Source organism: Streptomyces maremycinicus, from assembly GCF_001184025.1.
Lineage (GTDB): Bacteria > Actinomycetota > Actinomycetes > Streptomycetales > Streptomycetaceae > Streptomyces > Streptomyces maremycinicus.
This window is the reverse complement of sequence record NZ_BBYG01000008.1, coordinates 46247-65817: the sequence shown is the minus strand read 5'-3', so window position 1 is coordinate 65817 and position 19571 is coordinate 46247. Positions and strand designations below refer to the sequence as shown.

Annotated in this window: 20 protein-coding genes; 10 read left to right on the top strand and 10 right to left on the bottom strand. The window is 71.1% G+C overall.

Annotation, left to right across the window (positions count from 1 at the left end):
• Positions 1-66 precede the first annotated feature (66 nt).
• Entirely contained in the window at positions 67-462 is a 396-nt protein-coding gene (locus tag AOQ37_RS00345; RefSeq protein ID WP_062641308.1) for a DUF302 domain-containing protein, read from the top strand.
• 274 nt (positions 463-736) lie between these two features.
• Here the strand turns inward: AOQ37_RS00345 and AOQ37_RS00340 are convergent, their stop codons facing one another.
• Positions 737-1237: a hypothetical protein gene (locus AOQ37_RS00340; protein WP_159401277.1), complete on the bottom strand. Its 501-nt coding sequence runs from the start codon at positions 1235-1237 to the stop codon at positions 737-739.
• Between the two features lie 71 nt (positions 1238-1308).
• On the opposite strand from AOQ37_RS00340, the gene AOQ37_RS00335 reads away from it, so the two are divergent.
• The 7 genes from AOQ37_RS00335 (at position 1309) to AOQ37_RS00305 (ending at position 8167) form a co-directional block, all read left to right on the top strand.
• Positions 1309-1971, top strand: a complete 663-nt coding sequence (locus AOQ37_RS00335) for an urease subunit gamma (protein ID WP_063781094.1) — start codon at positions 1309-1311, stop codon at positions 1969-1971.
• Positions 1955-3793, top strand: coding sequence for an urease subunit alpha (locus tag AOQ37_RS00330; RefSeq protein ID WP_062639972.1), 1839 nt, complete (start codon positions 1955-1957; stop codon positions 3791-3793). The genes AOQ37_RS00335 and AOQ37_RS00330 overlap by 17 nt, the downstream gene beginning before the upstream one ends.
• Positions 3794-3889: 96 nt before the next feature.
• A complete protein-coding gene (locus tag AOQ37_RS00325; RefSeq protein ID WP_062639970.1) occupies positions 3890-4564 on the top strand; it encodes an urease accessory protein UreF in 675 nt (224 codons plus the stop codon).
• A 28-nt stretch (positions 4565-4592) separates the two neighbouring features.
• A complete protein-coding gene (gene ureG / locus AOQ37_RS00320; RefSeq protein WP_062639968.1) occupies positions 4593-5291 on the top strand; it encodes an urease accessory protein UreG in 699 nt (232 codons plus the stop codon).
• Positions 5292-5320: 29 nt separating this feature from the next.
• Positions 5321-6196 carry an urease accessory protein UreD gene (locus AOQ37_RS00315; RefSeq protein WP_078889985.1) on the top strand — a complete coding sequence of 292 codons (876 nt, stop codon included), beginning with the start codon at positions 5321-5323 and terminating at the stop codon, positions 6194-6196.
• Between the two features lie 40 nt (positions 6197-6236).
• Positions 6237-6833: an isochorismatase family protein gene (locus AOQ37_RS00310; RefSeq protein WP_062641304.1), complete on the top strand. Its 597-nt coding sequence runs from the start codon at positions 6237-6239 to the stop codon at positions 6831-6833.
• Positions 6834-7309: 476 nt separating this feature from the next.
• Positions 7310-8167 carry an SAM-dependent methyltransferase gene (locus tag AOQ37_RS00305; protein WP_199824899.1) on the top strand — a complete coding sequence of 286 codons (858 nt, stop codon included), beginning with the start codon at positions 7310-7312 and terminating at the stop codon, positions 8165-8167.
• A gap of 17 nt (positions 8168-8184) precedes the next feature.
• On the opposite strand, the gene AOQ37_RS00300 is transcribed toward AOQ37_RS00305, so the two are convergent.
• The 5 genes from AOQ37_RS00300 to AOQ37_RS00280 all read right to left on the bottom strand — a co-directional run bounded on the left by AOQ37_RS00300 (position 8185) and on the right by AOQ37_RS00280 (position 13876).
• Positions 8185-9057 carry a PaaX family transcriptional regulator gene (locus tag AOQ37_RS00300; protein ID WP_374701466.1) on the bottom strand — a complete coding sequence of 291 codons (873 nt, stop codon included), beginning with the start codon at positions 9055-9057 and terminating at the stop codon, positions 8185-8187.
• Between the two features lie 56 nt (positions 9058-9113).
• Complete coding sequence (locus AOQ37_RS00295) at positions 9114-10541, bottom strand: alpha/beta hydrolase family protein (protein WP_062639965.1); 1428 nt, start codon at positions 10539-10541, stop codon at positions 9114-9116.
• A complete protein-coding gene (locus AOQ37_RS00290; protein ID WP_062639963.1) occupies positions 10538-11917 on the bottom strand; it encodes an MFS transporter in 1380 nt (459 codons plus the stop codon). Before AOQ37_RS00290 ends, AOQ37_RS00295 begins: the two co-directional genes overlap by 4 nt.
• A gap of 213 nt (positions 11918-12130) precedes the next feature.
• Positions 12131-12787, bottom strand: coding sequence for a sigma-70 family RNA polymerase sigma factor (locus AOQ37_RS00285; protein WP_062639961.1), 657 nt, complete (start codon positions 12785-12787; stop codon positions 12131-12133).
• Positions 12788-13162: 375 nt separating this feature from the next.
• Positions 13163-13876 (bottom strand): hypothetical protein, encoded by a 714-nt coding sequence (locus AOQ37_RS00280; RefSeq protein WP_062639959.1) that lies wholly within the window; start codon positions 13874-13876, stop codon positions 13163-13165.
• Positions 13877-14126: 250 nt separating this feature from the next.
• On the opposite strand from AOQ37_RS00280, the gene AOQ37_RS00275 reads away from it, so the two are divergent.
• Both AOQ37_RS00275 and AOQ37_RS40250 read left to right on the top strand, forming a co-directional pair.
• Positions 14127-14738, top strand: coding sequence for a LuxR C-terminal-related transcriptional regulator (locus AOQ37_RS00275; protein ID WP_062639957.1), 612 nt, complete (start codon positions 14127-14129; stop codon positions 14736-14738).
• Positions 14739-14863: 125 nt separating this feature from the next.
• A complete protein-coding gene (locus tag AOQ37_RS40250) occupies positions 14864-15244 on the top strand; it encodes a hypothetical protein (protein ID WP_143661581.1) in 381 nt (126 codons plus the stop codon).
• Between the two features lie 84 nt (positions 15245-15328).
• Here the strand turns inward: AOQ37_RS40250 and AOQ37_RS00270 are convergent, their stop codons facing one another.
• The 4 genes from AOQ37_RS00270 to AOQ37_RS00255 form a co-directional block, all read right to left on the bottom strand.
• Entirely contained in the window at positions 15329-16789 is a 1461-nt protein-coding gene (locus tag AOQ37_RS00270; protein WP_062639955.1) for a sensor histidine kinase, read from the bottom strand.
• Entirely contained in the window at positions 16790-17515 is a 726-nt protein-coding gene (locus AOQ37_RS00265) for a response regulator transcription factor (protein ID WP_107085062.1), read from the bottom strand.
• A 235-nt stretch (positions 17516-17750) separates the two neighbouring features.
• A complete protein-coding gene (locus AOQ37_RS00260) occupies positions 17751-18389 on the bottom strand; it encodes a CE1759 family FMN reductase (protein WP_062639953.1) in 639 nt (212 codons plus the stop codon).
• Positions 18386-19486, bottom strand: a complete 1101-nt coding sequence (locus tag AOQ37_RS00255) for an LLM class flavin-dependent oxidoreductase (protein WP_062639951.1) — start codon at positions 19484-19486, stop codon at positions 18386-18388. The genes AOQ37_RS00260 and AOQ37_RS00255 overlap by 4 nt, the downstream gene beginning before the upstream one ends.
• Between the last annotated feature and the right edge of the window lie 85 nt (positions 19487-19571).

Genomic DNA, 19571 nt, shown 5'->3' with positions numbered 1-19571 from the left:
TGGCGTCCTGCGGGTACCCGGTGGGGTATAGAGGAATCAATCGTTCCGCACCATCCGGGAGTGTCCGTGTCCTACGACCGCACCGTTCGCCTGGCCGCCACCGACTTCGACACCACCGTCACTGCCGTACGCAAGGCCCTGGCCGACCAGGGATTCGGCATCCTCACGGAGATCGACGTGGCGGCCACCCTGAAGGCCAAGCTCGGCCACGACATGGAGGACTATCTGATCCTGGGCGCCTGCAACCCGCCGCTCGCGCACCGGGCGCTGGAGGCCGACCGCTCCATCGGCCTACTGCTTCCCTGCAACGTCGTCGTACGCCGCGACGGTGACCAGATGCTCGTCCAGGCTCTCGACCCGGGCACCATGGTCACCCTCACCGGTCTGGACACCCTCAAGCCCGTCGCCGACGAAGCCACTGCCCGACTCGACGCCGCGCTCAGCGCCCTGGCCGCCCCCTGACTCTCAACGCTCGGCAGCCGACCACGGCATGTGGCGCTGCGGGGCAGCGCCTCCCGGCTGAGGGCACATGGGTTCGGGTGAGGGCCCCGGTCGTGCCCTGGCCGCCTCAGGGAAAACGACTTGGCAGCGATCAGGCCACTGGGCCAGATCGCTGCCATACGGCTCACATGTGATCAGGGTGCCACTGCGTTGACAGCCGGGGTACGAAGCATCCGACGCGCCGTTCCCAGTGCGGCACCCAGGGTCGCTGTCGCCGCGACTGCGACGAGGGCGATCAGGAGCCGGAGCGGAATGTCGGGCAGCCAGGGGTCGGCGCGGGCGACGCGCTGCAAGGGACCACGATGACCGAGCCGGCCACAGCGCCCAGGACATTGCCGACCGCCACCAGCGCGGATTCGGTGCGGATCGCCTGCAGCATCTGTCGGGGTGTCGCGCCGGCAAGCCGCAACATGCACGCGAACAGGGCGATCATGCCGATGACGACCAGGTTGAGCGTCTGGATGTTCTGCTGCTCGTTGGTGCGCAGGTAGCCGGACGCGGCGACAGCCCGGTTCTCGATGAGTTGCAGGTAGAGGATGCCGGTGCCGATGCCGGTGAACAGGACGATCGGCGACAGCGCGGTGGCTGCCTGGCCGGTGCGCTGACGCAGATACTGCACCGTCAGGTACCCGGCCACCCCGCGGTCGCGCAGGAGGCGCCGCGGGCACGCCACACGGTCCGCCCACGCCCCCGCACGCATCCTGTGATTCCGGTTCATCCCATCAGGGTCGATCACACCGTTCTCGCCACCTATTGACTCCTGCCTGTCTCATGATCGGTCCCGATGACCAGGAAAGGGGGACCAGCATGCATCTGACTCCGCATGAGCAGGAGCGCTTGCTGATCCACGTGGCGGCCGATGTCGCCCAGCGGCGGCGTGAACGCGGTCTGCTGTTGAACTATCCCGAAGTCATGGCGCTGTTGACGGCGCATGTCTTCGAGGAGGCGCGGGCCGGGGCGACGGTCGACGCGGTGATGGAGTCCGGGCGCCATGTGCTGAAGCGCAGCGAGGTCATGGACGGCGTGCCGGAGATGGTCGACAACGTCCAGGTCGAGGCGACGTTCCCGGACGGCACGAAGCTGGTGACCATCAGCAAGCCGTTCGACGAGGCGTCCACCAAGGTGGACGTCCATCCCGGCAAGCCGGAACTGCTGCCGGACGAGGACGAACACCGGGTGGCCTTCAACGACGGCGCGACGCCCGTGCCGCTGGTCGTGCGCAACCCCAAGGACCGCCCGGTCCAGGTGGGATCCCACTTCCACTTCGCCGAGGCCAACGAGGGACTCAAGTTCCGTCGCGAGGCGGCCCACGGCATGCGGCTGCACATCCCGTCCGGCACTTCCGAACGGTTCGAGCCCGGTGACAAGCGCACCGTAATGCTCGTGCCGATCGCCGGCGAGCGGATCGTCCACGGGCTCCAGGCCGACAAGAGCGAAGAGGAGAAGCACCTCGATGCCGGACGGGACTGAGAAGGACAAGCCCTGGGACCCGCTGCTGCGTTCCCGGTACGCCGACCTGTACGGGCCGACCGCGGGCGACCGGGTCCGGCTGGCCGACACCAATCTCGTCCTGCGCATCGAAGCGGACTGGTGCGGTGGGCCGGGGCGCAGCGGCGACGAGATGGTCTTCGGCGGCGGCAAGGTGATCCGTGAGTCGATGGGCCAGTCACACATCCCTCGCGACGACCCCCGCGAGCCGGTGGACACCGTGATCACCGGTGCGCTGATCCTGGATCACTGGGGCGTCGTCAAGGCCGACGTCGGGCTGCGTGACGGCCGTATCCGGGCCATCGGCAAGGCGTACAACCCGGAGACCATGACGCCGCGTCCCAACGACGACCCGCGGGCCTCGGACTTCGTCGTGGGTCCCGAGACGGAGGTGATCTCCGGCAAGGGGCGCATCCTGACCGCGGGTGGCGTCGACACCCACGTGCACTTCCTGTGCCCGAACCAGATCCACGAGGCGGTGGCGTCGGGCGTGACGACACTGATCGGTGGCGGAACCGGCCCGGCCGAGGGCAGCACGGCCACCACCGTGACGCCGGGCAAGTGGCACATCCAGCGGACCTTCGAGGCGCTGGACGCCTTCCCGGTGAACATCGGCCTGCTCGCCAAGGGCAGCACCGTCTCGAAGAAGGCTCTGCACGACCAGGTCGCGGCCGGCGCGCTCGGCTTGAAGATCCACGAGGACTGGGGTGCCACCCCGGCGGTGATCGACGCCGCGCTGACGGTGTGCGAGGAGACCGGTGTCCAGGTCGCGCTGCACGCCGACTCGCTGAACGAGGCCGGTTTCGTGCAGAGCACCTTCGCCGCGACCAAGAAGGACCGTAAGTCCAAGAAGGCCAAGTACCGCAGCCTGCACATCTTCCACATCGAGGGCGCCGGCGGTGGCCACGCCCCCGACATGATCAGCCTCGCCGGCAAGCCCAACGTGCTGCCCGCGTCGACGAACCCGACCCGGCCCTTCACGGTCAACACCGTCAAGGAGCACGTCGACATGATGATCGTGTGCCATCACCTCAATCCGGAGGTCGAGGCGGACATGGCGTTCGCCGACTCCCGGATCCGGCCCTCCACCATGGCCGCCGAGGACCTGCTGCACGACATGGGCGCCATCTCGATGATGTCCTCCGACGCCCAGGCCATGGGCCGCATCGGCGAGATGATCATGCGGACCTGGCAGACGGCACACGTCATGAAGTCCCGTTACGGCCACCTGCGCGAGGACGACGCGCACGCGGACAACTTCCGTGCCCGCCGCTACGTCGCCAAGTACACGATCAACCCGGCCATCACCCACGGCATCGACCACGAGGTCGGCTCCGTCGAGACCGGCAAACTCGCCGACCTGGTGCTGTGGGAGCCGAAGTTCTTCGGCGTCAAGCCGCACGTGGTCATCAAGGGCGGCCAGATCTCCTACGCCCAGATCGGCGACGCCAACGCCTCCATCCCCACCCCGCAGCCCTACCTTCCGCGCCCCGTCTGGGGTTTTGAGGGCCGCGCCCCGGCGGCGAACTCCTTCAACTTCGTGGCCGAGGCCGCCTTGGATGGTGAACTCGCCGAGATCGGGCTGCTCAAGCCCCTGCGCGCGATCCGCTCCACCCGGGAAGTCACTAAGGCCGACATGGTCCACAACAACGGCGTCCCGAAGATCGACATCGACCCCGACACCTTCGACGTCACCATCGGAGGCGCCACCACCTCCGACGTCCGCACCACGGTCGACGGGCAGGAAGTCGGACGGAACTACGCCACCGAGCTGCCCCTGGCACAGCGGTACTTCCTCTTCTGACCACCCCAGCTTCTGATTCTGACCACCACGGCCGGGGCCGGTCACGCCCCCCGACCGACTCCGGCACCTCCTCGCGAAAGGCGGTCCCGCCGCCCCATGAGCCGCACTGCCCTGCTCTTCCTGGCCGACGGCCGCTTCCCCGCCGGCGGGCACGCCCACTCCGGCGGGATGGAGGCCGCCGTCGCCTCCGGCCGGGTCCATGACACCGCGAGCCTGGAGGCGTTCTGCCGGGGGCGGCTGCACACCGCAGGACTGGTCGCGGCCGGCCTCGCCGCAGCCACCGCCGACGGCTACGACGCCCTCGCTCTGGACGAGGCCGCCGACACCCGCACCCCCGTACCGGCACTGCGCCACATCTCACGCCGCCTGGGCCGGCAACTGATGCGCGCGGCCCGGGCCACCTGGCCCAGCACCGACCTCGACCACCTCGCCCGCCACCGACCCCAGGGCGCCCACCAGCCGGTCGTGCTCGGCGTCACCGCACGCGCCGCCGGACTCACTCCACTCGACGCCGCACAGGCCGCCGCCTACGAGAGCGTGGGCGGTCCGGCGACCGCCGCGGTACGCCTGCTGAGCCTTGACCCCTTCGACGCCACCGGCGTACTGGCGCGACTCGCCGACGAACTCGACACCGTCGCCGACACCGCGACCGACGCGGCGGGGCGGGCGATGACCGAGGGGCTCACCGCCCTTCCCGCCGCCTCCGCTCCCCTGCTGGACATCACCAGTGAGCAGCACGCCGCCTGGACCGTCCGGCTCTTCGCCTCCTGACCAGACCGACCGTTGCCTGGAGCATCCCGTGCATCTCGACCACCCCGTGACCATGCCGCACCGCCACACCCACAGCGCCGAACCACTGCGCGCCGACGGCAGCCGCCGCGCCCTGCGCATCGGCTTCGGCGGACCCGTCGGCTCGGGCAAGACCGCGACCGTGGCCGCACTGTGCCGCACCCTGCGCGACCGGCTGTCCATCGCCGTGGTCACCAACGACATCTACACCCAGGAGGACGCCGCCTTCCTGCGCCGCGAGGCCGTCCTGCCGCCCGAGCGGATCACCGCAGTGGAGACCGGAGCCTGCCCGCACACCGCCATCCGCGACGACATCTCCGCCAACCTCGAAGCCGTCGAAGAACTCGAGCAGACCCTGCACCCGCTCGACCTGATCCTCATCGAGTCCGGCGGAGACAACCTCACCGCGACCTTCTCCCGGGGACTCGTCGACACCCAGGTCTTCGTCATCGACGTGGCCAGCGGCGACGACATCCCCCGTAAGGGCGGCCCCGGCATCACCACCGCCGACCTCCTCGTGGTCAACAAGACCGACCTGGCCCCCTACGTCGGCGTCGACCTGGACACCATGAGGGCAGACACCCGCAGGCAGCGTAAGGACCTGCCGTACGCCTTCACCAGCCTCACCAGCACCGACGGCGTCCAGCCGGTCGCCGACTGGGTCACCGGCTGCCTCGCCGCCTGGCACGCCGACGGATCCACCCGGTGAACATCACCACCGTGCAGACGCCGACCGTGATCGGTTCGCCGGCCGGCGCACCCCTCCGCGCCGACGGCGGAGCGCACGGCCGGCGCTCCGCCGAACCCTCCCCTGCACACCCGTCCGGAGTCACCGCCACCGCCCGCATCCGGGCCGCCCACAACGGCCGCGCCACGACGGTCCCCCTCCTCCACAGCGACGGTCCCTTCCACCTGCGCCGGCTCCGGGCCCGCGAAGAGCAGGCGCGTGTCTGCGTACTCGGCGCGATGAGCGCGCCGCTCGGCGGAGACCGGCTCGCCCTCGACATCACCGCCGAGACACGCGCCCGGCTGGAGGTGACCGGCGCAGCCGCCACCATCGCCCTGCGCGGCCCCACCACCGCACCGGCGACGTACGACGTACGGATCAGGGTGGACGACGACGCGTCCCTGCACTGGCTGCCCGAGCCCCTGATCAGTACCCGGGGCAGCACCCTGCACCAGACGTTCGCCGTCGACCTCGCCCCCACCTCCCGCCTGCTCCTGCGGGAGGAACAGCTCCTGGGCCGCTCGGGCGAGGCGCCGGGCCACCTCACCACCCGCCTGACCGTACGCCGCGGCGGACGACCGCTCCTCGACCAGCACACCGCCTACGGCTACCCGGCACCGGCGTGGGACGGCCCCGCCGTCCTCGGACCCCACCGGGCGACCGGGCAACTCCTCCTGATCGACCCGACGCTGGACACGCCCCAGGAACCGCACGTCATCGGCGACGACCCGGCAGAGGGACACGCCGTACTGACCCCTCTCGCCGACCCCCAGGCCCTCATCGCCACCGCCGTCGCCCCCACACCGGCCCAGCTGCGCCACCTCCTGGACACCGCCCTCGCCTACGTCTACGAGACACCGCGGCCGGAAGCCGAAGGCGAGCAGTAGATCCGTGAACGACGTGAACGCCGAACCGAAGGACAGGAACATGGGACGAGCACTGATCGTGGTGGACGTGCAGAACGACTTCTGCGAGGGCGGCAGTGTCGCCGTGGCAGGTGGCGCCGAGATCGCCGTGAAGGTGCGTGACCTGGTCGAGCGCGCAGCGGAGGCCGGGTACCAGCACGTCGTGGCAACCCGCGACCACCACATCGACCCCGGGGACCATTTCTCCGACACCCCCGACTTCAAGACCTCCTGGCCCGTGCACTGCGTGGCCGGCACCCAAGGCTCGGACTTCCACCCGGACTTCCTCCCCGCCGTACATGCCGATGCCGTCGATGCCGTCTTCTACAAGGGCGCCTACGAGGCCGCCTACAGCGGTTTCGAAGGCGCCGCCGAAGACGGGACGGGGATGACCGCGTGGCTGCGGGAGCAGGGCGTCACCGCCGTGGACGTCGTCGGAATCGCCACCGACCACTGCGTGAAAGCCACCGCCCTGGACGCCACCGCAGCGGGATTCACCACCCGAGTCCTGCTGGACCTGACCGCCGGCGTGAACCACGACACGATCGAGCAGGCCCGCGACGACCTCCGGCGAGCGGGGGTCGAACTGACCGGCACGCCGGTGGTCGCAGAGGCTTAGCGACAGCGCGAGGGCACATCCAGGGCACATGAGCCTGGAAATCAGCGTTGACCGGTGAGAACTACGGAGACATGGTTCCGCAGGTCAGCTCGTTCTTCGCAGATATTCCCCAGGTCAGCGCCCCGCTTCCGCCAATCGCTGCACGAGTGGCAGGACTTCTCACACCGGCTGCACGAGGCCGGGCATCAGCCGTACTGCCTGGTGTGGCCGTGAGCTGAGGTTTCGGTGACAGCGGGCGGGGTCTTCGGACCTCGCCCTTTTCGCTTCCCGGCTTCCCTTCACCGCATCCTTTCCGGCGTGGTCGGATCGGCGGGAACTCCCGTTGCGGGTCCGGTCGTTCAGGTTCTCGGAGCGTGTCGACCGCCACGAGGACGGGGCTGGTCATCGAGCGACCCCGCATGGTGAATGATGATCCGACAGTCACTCACGGCGGTCCATCCGGTGGTGGACGCGAGTCCAGGACGGAGCCAGGCAGCATGACCTCTCCCCTCAGCGGCAGCGGCGACGCCGGTAGCGGCGGCACCGGCAGCCCCTTCTTGAAGATCGACACCAGCAAGCCGCACCCCGCCCGGATGTACGACTACTTCCTCGGCGGGAAGGACAACTACGAGGTCGACCGGGATGCCGCCGAGCAGTTCATCAAGGTGGCGCCCGAGGTGCGGGAGGGGGTCCGCGCCAACCGGCACTTCATGCACCGCGCCGTCCGGCACGTCGTCGCGGAGGGCGGTGTCCGGCAGATCCTCGACATCGGTACGGGCCTGCCCACCGAGCCCAACGTGCACCAGATCGCGCACTCCATAGCCCCGGAGACCCGGGTCGCGTACGTCGACAACGACCCGATCGTCAGCACCCACTCGATGGCCCTGATGGCCGACGCCGACCCGGGCACCGAAGCGCACACCTCGGTCGTCCTGGCCGACCTGCGGGACCCCCGCGCCGTCCTCGACCACCCCGACGTCCGCAAGATCATCGACTTCGACGAGCCCGTGGCGCTGCTGCTGGTGGCCGTCGTGCACTTCCTCGCCGACGCGGACGACCCGGACGCGGTCGTCGCGACACTCCGGGACGCGCTGCCCACCGGTTCCTACCTGGTCCTGTCGCACGCCACGGGCGACGTCCACGAGGACCGGCGCGAGGACGCGGCCTCCGTCTACAAGAAGGCCAGCGCCTCGCTGAACCTGCGCCCCCACGCCCGCGTCCTGGACCTCTTCGGCGACTTCGCCCTCCTCGACCCGGGCCTGGTGCCGGTCCCGGACTGGCGCCCGGAGGAGCCCTCGCAGCGAGACGCCCCACCGATCGGCATCTACGGCGGAGTAGCCCGCAAGAACGGCTGACCGACGGGACCGGCCGGTCAGCGTAGGGGAGTTGTCTCCAGGAGGCTGTGGGCCGCGTGGTGGGCCGGGGCTTCGGTCCGGTCGGCCACGCGGCGGAAGGTCTCCTGGGCGGGTCCGGCCGGCCAGTCCGGGGGGAGGTGGCGGGCCGGGAGCCGGGGATCCGTGCGGATCGTCCAGAGCCATTCGCTGACGAGGCGCAGGCGGGTGCCGATCGGGTCCTCGCCCGCGTCCGCGTCCAGGTGGGCGGTCCAGCGCTTGTCGAAGGAGACATAGCGGGCGGCGACGCTCTCCAGGTCCCAGGTGTCGCGGACCATGAGGCCGATGTCGGTGGCCTCGTCGGCCGAGGCGTGGAAGATCTTCACGTGGGCGGTCAGACCGAGTTCGGCGACGACGGAGGCCACGTCGACCCTGCCCGGCGCGATCCACAGCCCGCTGTACAGCGCGCCGAAACCGGACCAGGCGAGCCGCGAGCGCAGGTCGTGGCGCTCACGCTGGCGGGACTCGGGCAGGGAGAAGGCGAGCAGCGTCCAGTCGCCGTCCCACTCGTCGTTGACCGCGCCCTCGCGCCAGATGCGGGTGCGGCCGTCCCGCAGGACGCGCGTGGCCTGCTCGGTCAGGCCGAAATACATCTTGCGGCCCTCCCGCTGGCGTCGCAGCAGGCCCCGGCTGACCATGCGGGTCAGCGTGGACCGTACGGCCTGTTCACCGACGCCGACCCGGCCGAGCACGTCGATGATGCTGCCCGAGTAGACGCACAGGTCGCCCTCCTCCAGGACGTGGTTGCCGAAGAAGGCGAGCATGAGGGACTGCGGGCGCAGTTGAGGGGCACCGTCGTCCGAGGGGTCCGGCACGTCGTGCCGCATGGTGTCCGGGATGTCGTCGTCCTCCACGGGGGAAAGGGTACGACCGCCCGCCGACGGGTGCGGCGGGCGGTCGTGGGGGCTGTCTATCGGCGGTCGCCCGGGTGGGCCAGGTCGTAGGGGCGCAGGTAGGCGGTGGGACGGTACGAGACGTAGCGGGCCGGTGTCGTCGGATCGGCTTCCGTGGCAAGGAAGTTGAGAGCCGTGGGGTCGCTGCCCCGCCAGTGGCCGGTGGTGAGGCGGTTCTCCAGGGCGTGCAGGGCGGCGAGCTGTTCGGCGGGGCTGAAGGTGCAGTGGCCGGCGTTGTCGACGTACGCCTGGCGCAGCAGGGCGGAGGAACCGGCGGCGGTCACGGCCCGGCGCAGGGCACTCTCGGTCTGGACCGGGACGAGCGCGTCACCGACGGTGTGGACGGAGAGCTGCGGCTTGGTGAGCTCACCGGTGAAGGAGCTGGTGCCGCTCATCCAGGCCACCGCGGCCGGGTCGGCGGCGATGCGCGGGGCGTGGTTCAGGGTGGCCAGGTCCGCCGCCAGGGACAGTCCGGCCTTCCGGTACAGCTCGGTGACCTCCTTGCGGACGGAGGACCGGCCCAGCAGCTTCGCGTAGTCGACGCCGGTGTTCCAGGACATGTTGCCGCCGGCCCGGACCTCGGCCTCCTGCCGCCAGTCGAAGGCGGCGACCTTCAGCAGCCCCTTGACGGCGTCGTACTGGTTGGCCTGCTGCGCGTCCCAGTCGGTCGCGGCGGGCCGGGGCTGCGTCGGCTGGTTCCAGACCGGGATGTTGTGCAGGGCGGCGGCCAGTGCGATCCGGGCCCGGCCGGCCGCCGTCGACTGCGCCGAGTCGACCGCGGCCGTCAGGGTGTTCGCCGCGTCGGTGGCGGCCGCCTGGTCCGCGAAGCCCACCAGCGGGACGCCGGAGCCGGACGTGAGGAGGGTCTTGACGGCGAAGGCGGGATCGAGGGTGTTGTTCCAGTTGGCGACACCGCCCTGGACCAGGCCGCACAGGGCGACGGAGCCGTCGATGCGGTCCGGGTGGCGTTCGGCGATGGCCGTGGTGACGAGCCCGCCGTACGACTGTCCCCAGGCGATGGTCCGGCCGGCCGCGCCGTAGCGGCCGGTGAACACGGCGAGGGCGGCGAGCTGGTCGGGGACCGCGTCCGTCACGGCCCAGCCGGTCGTGGCGTACGAGGAGCCGACGAGCGCGTAGCCCTGCGCGAGGAGGAGGGTCTTCGTGGCGGCGCCCGGGGCGTCCTGCGCGGGATTGGCGGGGCCGGGTGTGTAGCCGTGGCTGAACAGCAGGACGGTGCCGTTCCAGTCGGCGGGCATGTCCATCATGTACGTGGCGCCGGAGGGGAGTTGGCCCTCGACATGGCCAGGGTCCGCCGCCGCCACCGCCGTCGAGGCCGGGAGCGCGGTGCCGGCGAGCAGCACGGCGGCCGCCCACGCGGTGCGCGTACACGTACGGGAGCGGGTACGGGCGCGGGGGGAGGCGGGGGTGAGGGTGGCGGGCGTCATGCGGAGATCTCCTGCGTGTGGGGGGCGTCGGAGCCTTCGGCGGGGTCCGCGGTGCCGGCGAGGGAGGTCCGGCTGGTCTCGCGGACGAGGAGGACGGTCACGGCGGTGACGGCGGCGCCGCCGCAGAGCAGCAGGGACACCGGTGTGCTGTCGCCGCTTCCCGCCACCAGGCTGCCGGCGATCATCGGGGAGAAGCCGGCGCCGATGAGGGTGGCGCCCTGGTAGCCGAGGGAGGCGCCGGTGTAGCGGACCCGGGTGCCGAACATCTCGGTGAGCAGGGCGCCCAGCGGCCCGTACATCGTGGACTGGGCGATGCCGTGGCCGAGGACGACGGCGAGGATCAGCAGTCCGGGCGACCCGGAGTCGACCAGCGCGAGCACGGGAAAGGCCAGCGCCGCCGAGGCGAGCGCTCCGGCGAGGACGACAGGACGGCGGCCGACCCGGTCGGAGAGCGCGGAGGCGCAGGGCAGCACGACGAGGGCGACGGCGGCGGACACCGTGAGCGCGGTGAGCACCTGCTGCCGGGCGTAGCCGATGCCGGTGGCGTACGCGATCAGATAGCTGGTGAGCAGGGACTGCGCGGTGAAGGCTCCGATGCCGACGCAGCAGGCCAGCAGGACCGGGCGTGGCCGCCGCAGCACGTCGAGGATGGGCAGCCGCGACTCGGCGCGGTCCTGCTTCACCTCGGCGAACAGCGGACTCTCGACGACCTTGAGGCGGACGAAGAGCCCGACGCCGAGCAGCACCACGCTCAGCAGGAACGGCACCCGCCAGCCCCAGGCCGCGAACTCGTCCTTGGGGAGCGTGACGACGAGTGCGACGACGGCGGTGGAGAGCAGGGAGCCGAGCGGGGCTCCCATCTGCGTGAAGCTGGACCACAGTCCGCGCCGCCGCTCGCCCGCGTGCTCGACGACCATGAGCGTGGCGCCGCCCCACTCACCGCCGATGGCGAGGCCCTGCACGACCCGCAGGGTGATCAGCAGCACCGGCGCCCACACGCCGATCGTGTCGTACGTGGGCAGCAGTCCGACGAGGAAACTCGCGCCGCCCATCAGGCCCATGGTGACCAGCAGCATCGACTTGCGGCCGAGCCGGTCGCCGAAGTGCCCGAAGAGCACGCCACCGAGCGGACGGGCCACATAGCCGGCGGCGAAGGTGCCGAACGCGGCGATGGTGCCGACGGCGGGGTCGGCACCGGGGAAGAACAGCTCGCCGAAGACGAGGGCGGCGACGGTTCCGTAGACGAGGAAGTCGTAGAACTCCACGGCGGTGCCGAGGAGTCCGGAGGCGGCGACCATACGCAACTGCCGGGTGCGTCCGGCGGTCGCGGAGGGGGACGGGGGCGGTGACGGTGATGCGATGGGGGACGGGGACATCGCGGTCTCCCTTGACCGGGGGGAAGGACACCGCGAAGTTAGGCCCTCAAGTAACCGCCGTCAATAAAGTGCACAACATTGGCTCATGGCGGCGCGGGCCACCGCCCCCCGGCGGAGCGCGGTGACCCGCCCGCGCCTTGGCCTTACGGGTCGTACGGTCTATAGCGGTTGTAGGAGTCTTAGGGGTCGTACGGGGCGCGGAGGCTGTGGGCGTCAGGCCACCAGAGGGGCGGGGGTGTGCGGCGGGTTCTCCTCCAGCAGGTCCACCAAGGTCGCCCGGGCCCGCGCCACGCGTGAACGCACGGTGCCCACAGGGCAGTTGCTCGCTTCCGCCGCCTCCGCGTAAGGCAGACCGGCCAGTTGTGTGAGGACGAACGCCTCCCGCCGCTCGGCCGGAAGCGCGGCCAGCAGATCCAGCAGGACGACGCCGTCGTCGAAGCCCGGCAGGTCGCGCGGCTGGGAGCGCTCGGCGGCGCGCTGCCAGTCCGGCACGTCGGACAGCCGGGGCCGGGTGGCGGCGCAGCGGTAGCTGTCGATCACCGCACGGCGGGCGATGGACAGCAGCCAGGAACGGGCCGAGGAGCGGCCCTCGAACCGGTGCAGGCTGCCGAGGGCGCGCAGGAAGGTGTCCTGGGCGAGGTCGTCGACCGCCTGGGGGTCGGCGCACAGATGGGAGACGTAGCGCAGGACGTCCCGGTGCAGGGCGCGTACGAAGCGCTCGACCGCGTCCGCGTCACCGGCCCGGGCGGCCAGCGCCCATGCGGTGATGGACTCGTCGAGTGCGTTCTGTGTCGGGTGGGAGGGCTGGGGCGTTCGGGGTGCCTGGGAGGTTCGGGGTGTCTGAGGCACCTTCAGGGCAGACGTGATCACCTGGTGTCCTTCTCGGATCATCCACGAGGGCATGAGGGAGAGACGGCCCACGCCCGGCTGACCGCGCGGGCGTACGGCCGTGGCCCGGGGCGCACAGGGGCAGCCCCGGGTCGCCTGCTGCCGGCCTTCGGGCGGACGTCGGACGTCAGGCGCCGGACGTCAGGCGCCGGACGTCAGGCGCCGGACATCGGCGTCCAACGTCGGGCTTCAGGCTTCAGGCGTCAGGCGTCAGGCGTCAGGCGTCGGACGCTCGGCATCAGATGCCGGACTTCGGACATCTGGCGTCGGGCGTCGCGCGTTGGCTGTCAGACGCTCGTAATCAGAGGTCAGAGGCCAGAGGCCAAAGGTCGGACGTCGGACGCGGGACGGACGTCGTCAGGCGGCAGCGGGCCCCAGGGGCGGACCCCTAGTGGTGATCGCGTGGGTGAGGAGGAGCAGGCGGGGCGCTCGCGCCGAGTCACGCCGGCGGAACCGGACACGCGGGCGGTCCGGGGGGACGGGCAGGGCGAGCAGCAGCCGCAGCGGTGCGGCCAGCCGTCCGGCCACCGCCCGCAGGATCCGGAACGCGGCCTTCTCGCCGTGCGCCAGCCACAGCCCGCACAGCAGCGCGGCGAGCAGGTGGGCGGCGAGCATGCCGAACGAGGAGGAGCCCCCTACTCCGGCGCCCTCCCCCATGTGACTCATATGACCCATGTGGCCGATGTGCTGCATGTGGTCCATGGGGCCGATATGGCTCACGTGGCCCATGCCGATGCCCATGCTCATGTCCATGGAGTCCATACGCATCGAGCCGGTCCCCAGGGCGTCCATGCCCACGGACGCCGCGCCGCCGGGCTCCGACCCGGCCAGCGAGAACGCCGAGTGCAGGGCCGTCTGGGCGGCGACCACGACCGTCACGATCAGCGGCAGCCCGCGCTCCCGGCCCGCCAGGCACCAGCCGGCGGCGCCGGTGACGGCGACACCCGCGACCAGCGCCCAGACGGGCACCTCGGCCCCGGACATCGTCACGTGACCCAGGGCGGCGAGCAGCACGCAGACAGCCGCGAACAGCGCGGCCCGTAGCGTGCGGGTACACCGCCCAGCAGTCATGGCGCCTCATCCTTGCATCCGGACACCGCCCGTCGTACGGGGGTACGGAATTCACCCCGGTCGGGAACTCAATCCGCCCCGTATGACCTGCCTCACCTCACCCCGGCCCGCCCCGGCCCGCCTGAGCGGGACGGTCGTGGCGCGGCGTTCGCCCGAAGGGTCCAGTCCACCGCGCCGGAGGCGCCCGCCCCGCCGACTCTGGGACGGGGCGTGTGCGTCGTGCCCCGTCCATCGAGCAGCGGAGGTGCCGGTGAGCGGCTGCGCCGAACGTGTGCGGATCGCGGTCATCGGGGACTGCCCGGTCTTCCGGCACGGCATCTCGAACCTGATCGGCGCCGCTCCCGACCTCCAGCTGGTCATGGCCGCGCCGTCGATCGAGAGCGCGGACCGCACCCTGCGCGGCGCGCAGGTCGTCCTGATGGACCTCCAGCAGCCCGCCCCTCGACTCGCGGCGACCGTGACGAAGCTGCGCAGGAGGGGGCACGCCGTCCTCGTCCTGTCGTCCTCACCGCATCTGGACGCGGTCCAGGCGCTCCGGGCGGGCGCGAGCGGCTATCTGAGTCGGCAGGCGGAGGCACACGAGATGCTGACGGCGATCCGGGCGGTGGGCTCGGGCCGCAGCTATGTCTCCGCACCCGCGATCCATCTGGTGGGCAATTCTCCCCGATTCACGGACCGGGAACAGGAAATCCTGCGGCTGCTCGCGAACGGTTCGACGGACCACGAAATCGCCGCGGCATTGGGCATCAGCAAACACACGGTCCATTCGCACCTCGACCGGATCGGCGAGAAAACAGGTTCGCGACGCCGCCCCGATCTGACCCGGATCGCTGTGGAAAACGGGCTCATGGACCCGGAATGAGCCCGCGATGTGGGTAGTTCTACCCCGTCGGCCCTGGGTAAGGGTGCCCCTTGACCCGCACACGGCAAAAGCGAGACCTTGGCAGAGAATCACCAGCCACGCCGTAAATCAGCTGGGAGAGGCTCATGCGTAATCGTCTCGCAATTCTCACTGTCGCAGCGCTGCTGCCCGTATCAGGGGTGGCGGCGTCGGTCGCGGTCGCAGGCCAGGCACATGCCGTCACCATCGGGCCGGTCACGGTCAGCGGAACTGTCGAAGACTGCAACGACGGATCTTCCCCCGACTCCGTGACGATCAAGGCGGGCGCTGAATCGAAGACGGATAATTCGCTTGCCGGAAACAGTAATTCGTATTCGGTCACGTTCAAGAAGATTGCCAAGAACGCCACGGTCACAGCGAAGGCGACCGTGACCTGCGAGAGCGAGGAAACATACAAGCAGAACTTCCCCCTCAAGGGCTCGCCTTCCACTGACCCGGTGAAGCGCAAGCAGAATCTCGAGCCGTAACCGCTTCCGGCCGGTGGGCCCGGGACTCGCCACGGCGACGCCCGGCCCATCGGTATGTTCCGCCCCGGGGCCGGCTCCGCCCCGTCACACACCCCCGCCCACGGTGAACCCGATCACCGAGCCGCCTCCCGCCCGCCGGTGGGCGAACGGCGCGCCGCCGTGGGCCAGGGCCACCTCCCGCACGATCGACAGGCCCAGCCCCGAGCCCGGCAGCGAGCGGGCGTCGGCGGCGCGGTAGAAGCGGTCGAAGACGCGGGTCAGATCGGCCTCGGCGATGCCGGGCCCGCGGTCGAGCACCTCGATGCGGACGACCCCGGGCCGGGCCGGGCCGGTGACGGCGATCTCGACGGGCGCCTCGCCCCCGCGGTCGAACTTGGTGGCGTTCTCGACGAGGTTGGAGACGGCCCGCTGCAGCATGGCCGGCCGGCCGTAGAGGGTGGTGTCACCGCTCGTCCGGATCAGGACCGGCCGGCCGGTGCGGCGGCGGGCGAGTCCGGCGACCTCCTCCGCGAGGTCGGCGAGGTCCAGCCTGCGCGGCGGCTCAGCGTCGGACTGGCCGGCCGCGAGGTCGACGAGTTCGTTGACCAGGTCGGTCAGCTCCCGGGCCTCCTGGGTCAGGTCCGCCACGAGTTCGTCGCGGGTGTCCGGGGGCAGCTCGTCGATGCGGCGCAGCAGCGAGATGTTCGTCCGCAGTGACGTCAGCGGCGTACGCAGTTCGTGGCCCGCGTCCTGGACGAGCCGCCGCTGGTCCTCCTCCGACTGGGCGAGCCGGCCGAGCATCCGGTCGAAGGCGCGGCCCAGCCGTCCGACCTCGTCGTGACCGGTGACCGGCACCTGTACGCCGAGCCGACGGGTGCGGGCGACGTCCTCGGCGGCGGTGGTCAGGATCACCAGGCGGTGGGTGATGCGCCGGGCCAGCCACCAGCCGAACAAGCCCGCCGCCGTCACCACCGCGATCATCAGGATCAGCGTGCGCTGCTGGAGCGCCCGCAGCAGGTCCTCGGTGTCGCTGAACTCCTGCGCCACCTGCACGGCGCCCCGGCCGCCGCCCAGCGAGACGGTCGCGACGCGGTAGACGTCGCTGCCGACGTCGACGTCCTTGTGCTCGGTGATCCGTCCGGCCGCCGCGGCCGCCGCGATCACCTGATCGGCGGAGACGACGGGCAGACCGGGGCTGCCGCTGTCCACGACCGAGCCGTCCGCGCCCAGCACCTGGACGTCCGTGCGGGCGGGCCGCACGATGTCATGGCCCGGCGCGGACGAGGAGAAGTCCTCCGGCGCCATCCTGTGGTCGCGCACCTCGTCCCGCAGGTCCTGCACGACCTCGTCGAACACCGACTCCTGGTCGACCCGGACCAGACGGGCGGCCGCCGAGTACGACAGGACGCCGACGAGTACGGTGACCGCGGCCGTCACGGCGGCGAAGGAAACCGCGAAGGTGGTGCGCAGCGACACCAGCTTCGGTCGCGGCCGGGACAGCAGCCGACGCAGCCGGCCCGCCCACGTCCTCGTCCTCGTCTTCGCCTTCGCCTTCGCCTTCGTCACTCAGTCCTCCCGCAGCACGTAACCCACTCCGCGCACGGTGTGGATCAGCTGCGGGGCACCCGGCTGGTCGAGCTTGCGGCGCAGATAGCCGACGTAGACGGCGAGGTTCTTGGAGCCGGGGCCGAAGTCGTAGCCCCAGATACGGTCGTAGATCGTGGAGTGGTCCAGGACGATCCCGGCGTTGCGCGCCAGCAGTTCCAGCAGCTCGAACTCGGTCCGGGTCAGTTCCAGTTCCCGGCCGCCCCGCCATGCCCGTCGCGCCTGCGGGTCCATCCGCAGCCCGGCCGCCTCCACGTGCCGCTCCGTATCCGGCTTCGGTACCTCGGGTACCGGCACGGCGGCCTCCTGGGCGGCGTCGGGGCTGGTGCGGCGCAGCAGCGCGCGCAGCCGGGCGAAGACCTCCTCGACGTCGAACGGCTTCACGACGTAGTCGTCGGCGCCCGCGTCCAGGCCGGCGATCCGGTCGGCGGTCTCGACCAGCGCGGTCAGCATCAGGATGGGTGTGCGGTCGCCCTCGGCACGCAGCACCCGGCAGACCTGGAGGCCGTCGATGCCGGGCATCATCACGTCGAGGACGAGCACGTCCGGCGGGTTCTTGTGGGCGTGCGCCAGGGCCTCGACGCCGTCGGCGACCGCGGTCACCCGGTAACCCTCCAGGGTCAGGGCGCGTTCCAGGGCGTTGCGGATGGCACGGTCGTCTTCGGCGAGCAGCACGGTGGGGGACACCAGGCCAGTCTGCCAAGGCCTCCGGCGGTTGGGCGGTGGGGACGGTCCTACGATCACCCTTCTTACTGGGCTCTCACCGTCCGGGTGGACCTGCCGCAGGGACGGCCGGGGCTGCCGCCCACAGCCCCCACACATCGTCGGCCCCACACATCGCCGACCCCCTGCATCGGCAGACCCCTGTATCGCCAGATCCTGCATCGGCAGACCCACTCATCGGCACGGCGCCGGTCGGTGGTCACCGGGCGGCCAAGGCCGCCAGCTGCTCGGCGAAGGGGACGACCGTGAACGCGTCCTTCTTGGCCTGCCCGGCCTGTCCGGCCCGCTTCGCGTCCACCGGGGTGGCGGGCGTGGACAGCCCCGTCATCAGGGTCGCCAGTTCGGCCGCCGCCCGCTCGATCCGCTCGGGCAGGCCCTCCGCGCCCCAGTCCTCCGAGGCGGCGTAGACGGCGGTGGGGACGACGACGGCACGCAGGTACGAGAAGAGCGGTCGCAGGGCGTGTTCGAGCACCAGCGAGTGCCGGGCGGAGCCGCCCGTGGCGGCGATCAGCACCGGCTTGCCCGCCAGCGCGTCCGGGTCGATCACGTCGAAGAACGACTTGAACAGGCCGCTGTAGGACGCGGAGAACACCGGGGTGACGACGATCAGCCCGTCCGCCGCCGTCACCGCGGCCAGCGCGGCCGCCAGCTTCCGGCCGGGGAAACCGTTGGTGAAGTTGTGGGCGATCTCGACGGCGAGGTCGCGCAGCTCCACGACCTCCACGTCCACCTCCGCCTCCGCCGCGCTCCGCCCCGCGGTCGCGGCCGCCAGCCGGTCGGCCAGCAGCCGGGTCGACGACGGGACGCTCAGCCCCGCCGAGACGACGACGAGCTTCATGCGACGTTCACCCCTTCCTGGGCGGCCCGGGCGGCCTTGAGCAGCGACTCGTGGGTCGGGGCGTCCGGCACCTCGGCCGGGCGGCCGACGGCGAACTCCTTGCGCAGCACCGGCACGACCTCCTCGCCGAGCAGGTCGAGCTGCTCGAGCACGGTCTTCAGCGGCAGCCCGGCGTGGTCGAGGAGGAACAGCTGGCGCTGGTAGTCGCCGGCGTACTCGCGGAACTTGAGCGTCTTCTCGATGACCTGCTCCGGCGTGCCGACGGTCAGCGGCGTCTGCTCGGTGAAGTCCTCCAGGGACGGCCCGTGACCGTAGACCGGCGCGTTGTCGAAGTACGGACGGAACTCGCGCACCGCGTCCTGCGAGTTCTTCCGCATGAACACCTGCCCGCCGAGCCCCACGATGGCCTGCTCGGGCGTGCCGTGCCCGTAGTGCGCGTACCGCTCGCGGTAGAGCTCGACCATCTGCCGGGTGTGGTCGGCCGGCCAGAAGATGTTGTTGTGGAAGAAGCCGTCACCGTAGAAGGCGGCCTGCTCGGCGATCTCGGGCGAGCGGATCGAGCCGTGCCAGACGAACGGCGGCACGTCGTCCAGCGGGCGGGGCGTCGAGGTGAAGCCCTGGAGGGCCGTGCGGAACTTGCCCTCCCAGTCGACCACGTCCTCGCGCCACAGCCGGCGCAGCAGGGCGTAGTTCTCGATGGCGAGGTTGATGCCCTGCCGGATGTCCTGGCCGAACCAGGGGTAGACCGGGCCGGTGTTCCCGCGTCCCATCATGAGGTCGACGCGCCCGTCGGCCAGATGCTGGAGCATCGCGAAGTCCTCGGCGATCTTCACCGGGTCGTTGGTGGTGATCAGGGTGGTGGAGGTGGAGAGGACCAGCTTCTCCGTCCGCGCGGCTATGTAGCCGAGCATCGTCGTCGGGGACGAGGGCACGAACGGCGGGTTGTGGTGCTCGCCGGTGGCGAAGACGTCGAGGCCGACCTCCTCGGCCTTCTGCGCGATGGCGACCATGGCCTTGATCCGCTCGCGCTCGGTCGGCGTACGGCCCGTGGTGGGGTCCGGCGTGACATCGCCGACGCTGAAGATCCCGAACTGCATGGTCGCTCAACCTCCAAAGTTGTTGACCGTTAAACTATACCTCCCGAACGCCTCCCGCTCCCGCCCTATTCCGCCTGCCGGGATG

What these genes read in the sequence shown, in the direction of transcription:
- AOQ37_RS00280 (WP_062639959.1), bottom strand. Translation starts at nt 13,876, where the DNA reads ATGACTGCTGGGCGGTGTACCCGCACGCTACGGGCCGCGCTGTTCGCG.
- AOQ37_RS00290 (WP_062639963.1), bottom strand. Translation starts at nt 11,917, where the DNA reads ATGTCCCCGTCCCCCATCGCATCACCGTCACCGCCCCCGTCCCCCTCC.
- AOQ37_RS00310 (WP_062641304.1), top strand. Translation starts at nt 6,237, where the DNA reads ATGGGACGAGCACTGATCGTGGTGGACGTGCAGAACGACTTCTGCGAG.
- AOQ37_RS00255 (WP_062639951.1), bottom strand. Translation starts at nt 19,486, where the DNA reads ATGCAGTTCGGGATCTTCAGCGTCGGCGATGTCACGCCGGACCCCACC.
- AOQ37_RS00260 (WP_062639953.1), bottom strand. Translation starts at nt 18,389, where the DNA reads ATGAAGCTCGTCGTCGTCTCGGCGGGGCTGAGCGTCCCGTCGTCGACC.
- AOQ37_RS00325 (WP_062639970.1), top strand. Translation starts at nt 3,890, where the DNA reads ATGAGCCGCACTGCCCTGCTCTTCCTGGCCGACGGCCGCTTCCCCGCC.
- AOQ37_RS40250 (WP_143661581.1), top strand. Translation starts at nt 14,864, where the DNA reads ATGCGTAATCGTCTCGCAATTCTCACTGTCGCAGCGCTGCTGCCCGTA.
- AOQ37_RS00330 (WP_062639972.1), top strand. Translation starts at nt 1,955, where the DNA reads ATGCCGGACGGGACTGAGAAGGACAAGCCCTGGGACCCGCTGCTGCGT.
- AOQ37_RS00305 (WP_199824899.1), top strand. Translation starts at nt 7,310, where the DNA reads ATGACCTCTCCCCTCAGCGGCAGCGGCGACGCCGGTAGCGGCGGCACC.
- AOQ37_RS00295 (WP_062639965.1), bottom strand. Translation starts at nt 10,541, where the DNA reads ATGACGCCCGCCACCCTCACCCCCGCCTCCCCCCGCGCCCGTACCCGC.
- AOQ37_RS00335 (WP_063781094.1), top strand. Translation starts at nt 1,309, where the DNA reads ATGCATCTGACTCCGCATGAGCAGGAGCGCTTGCTGATCCACGTGGCG.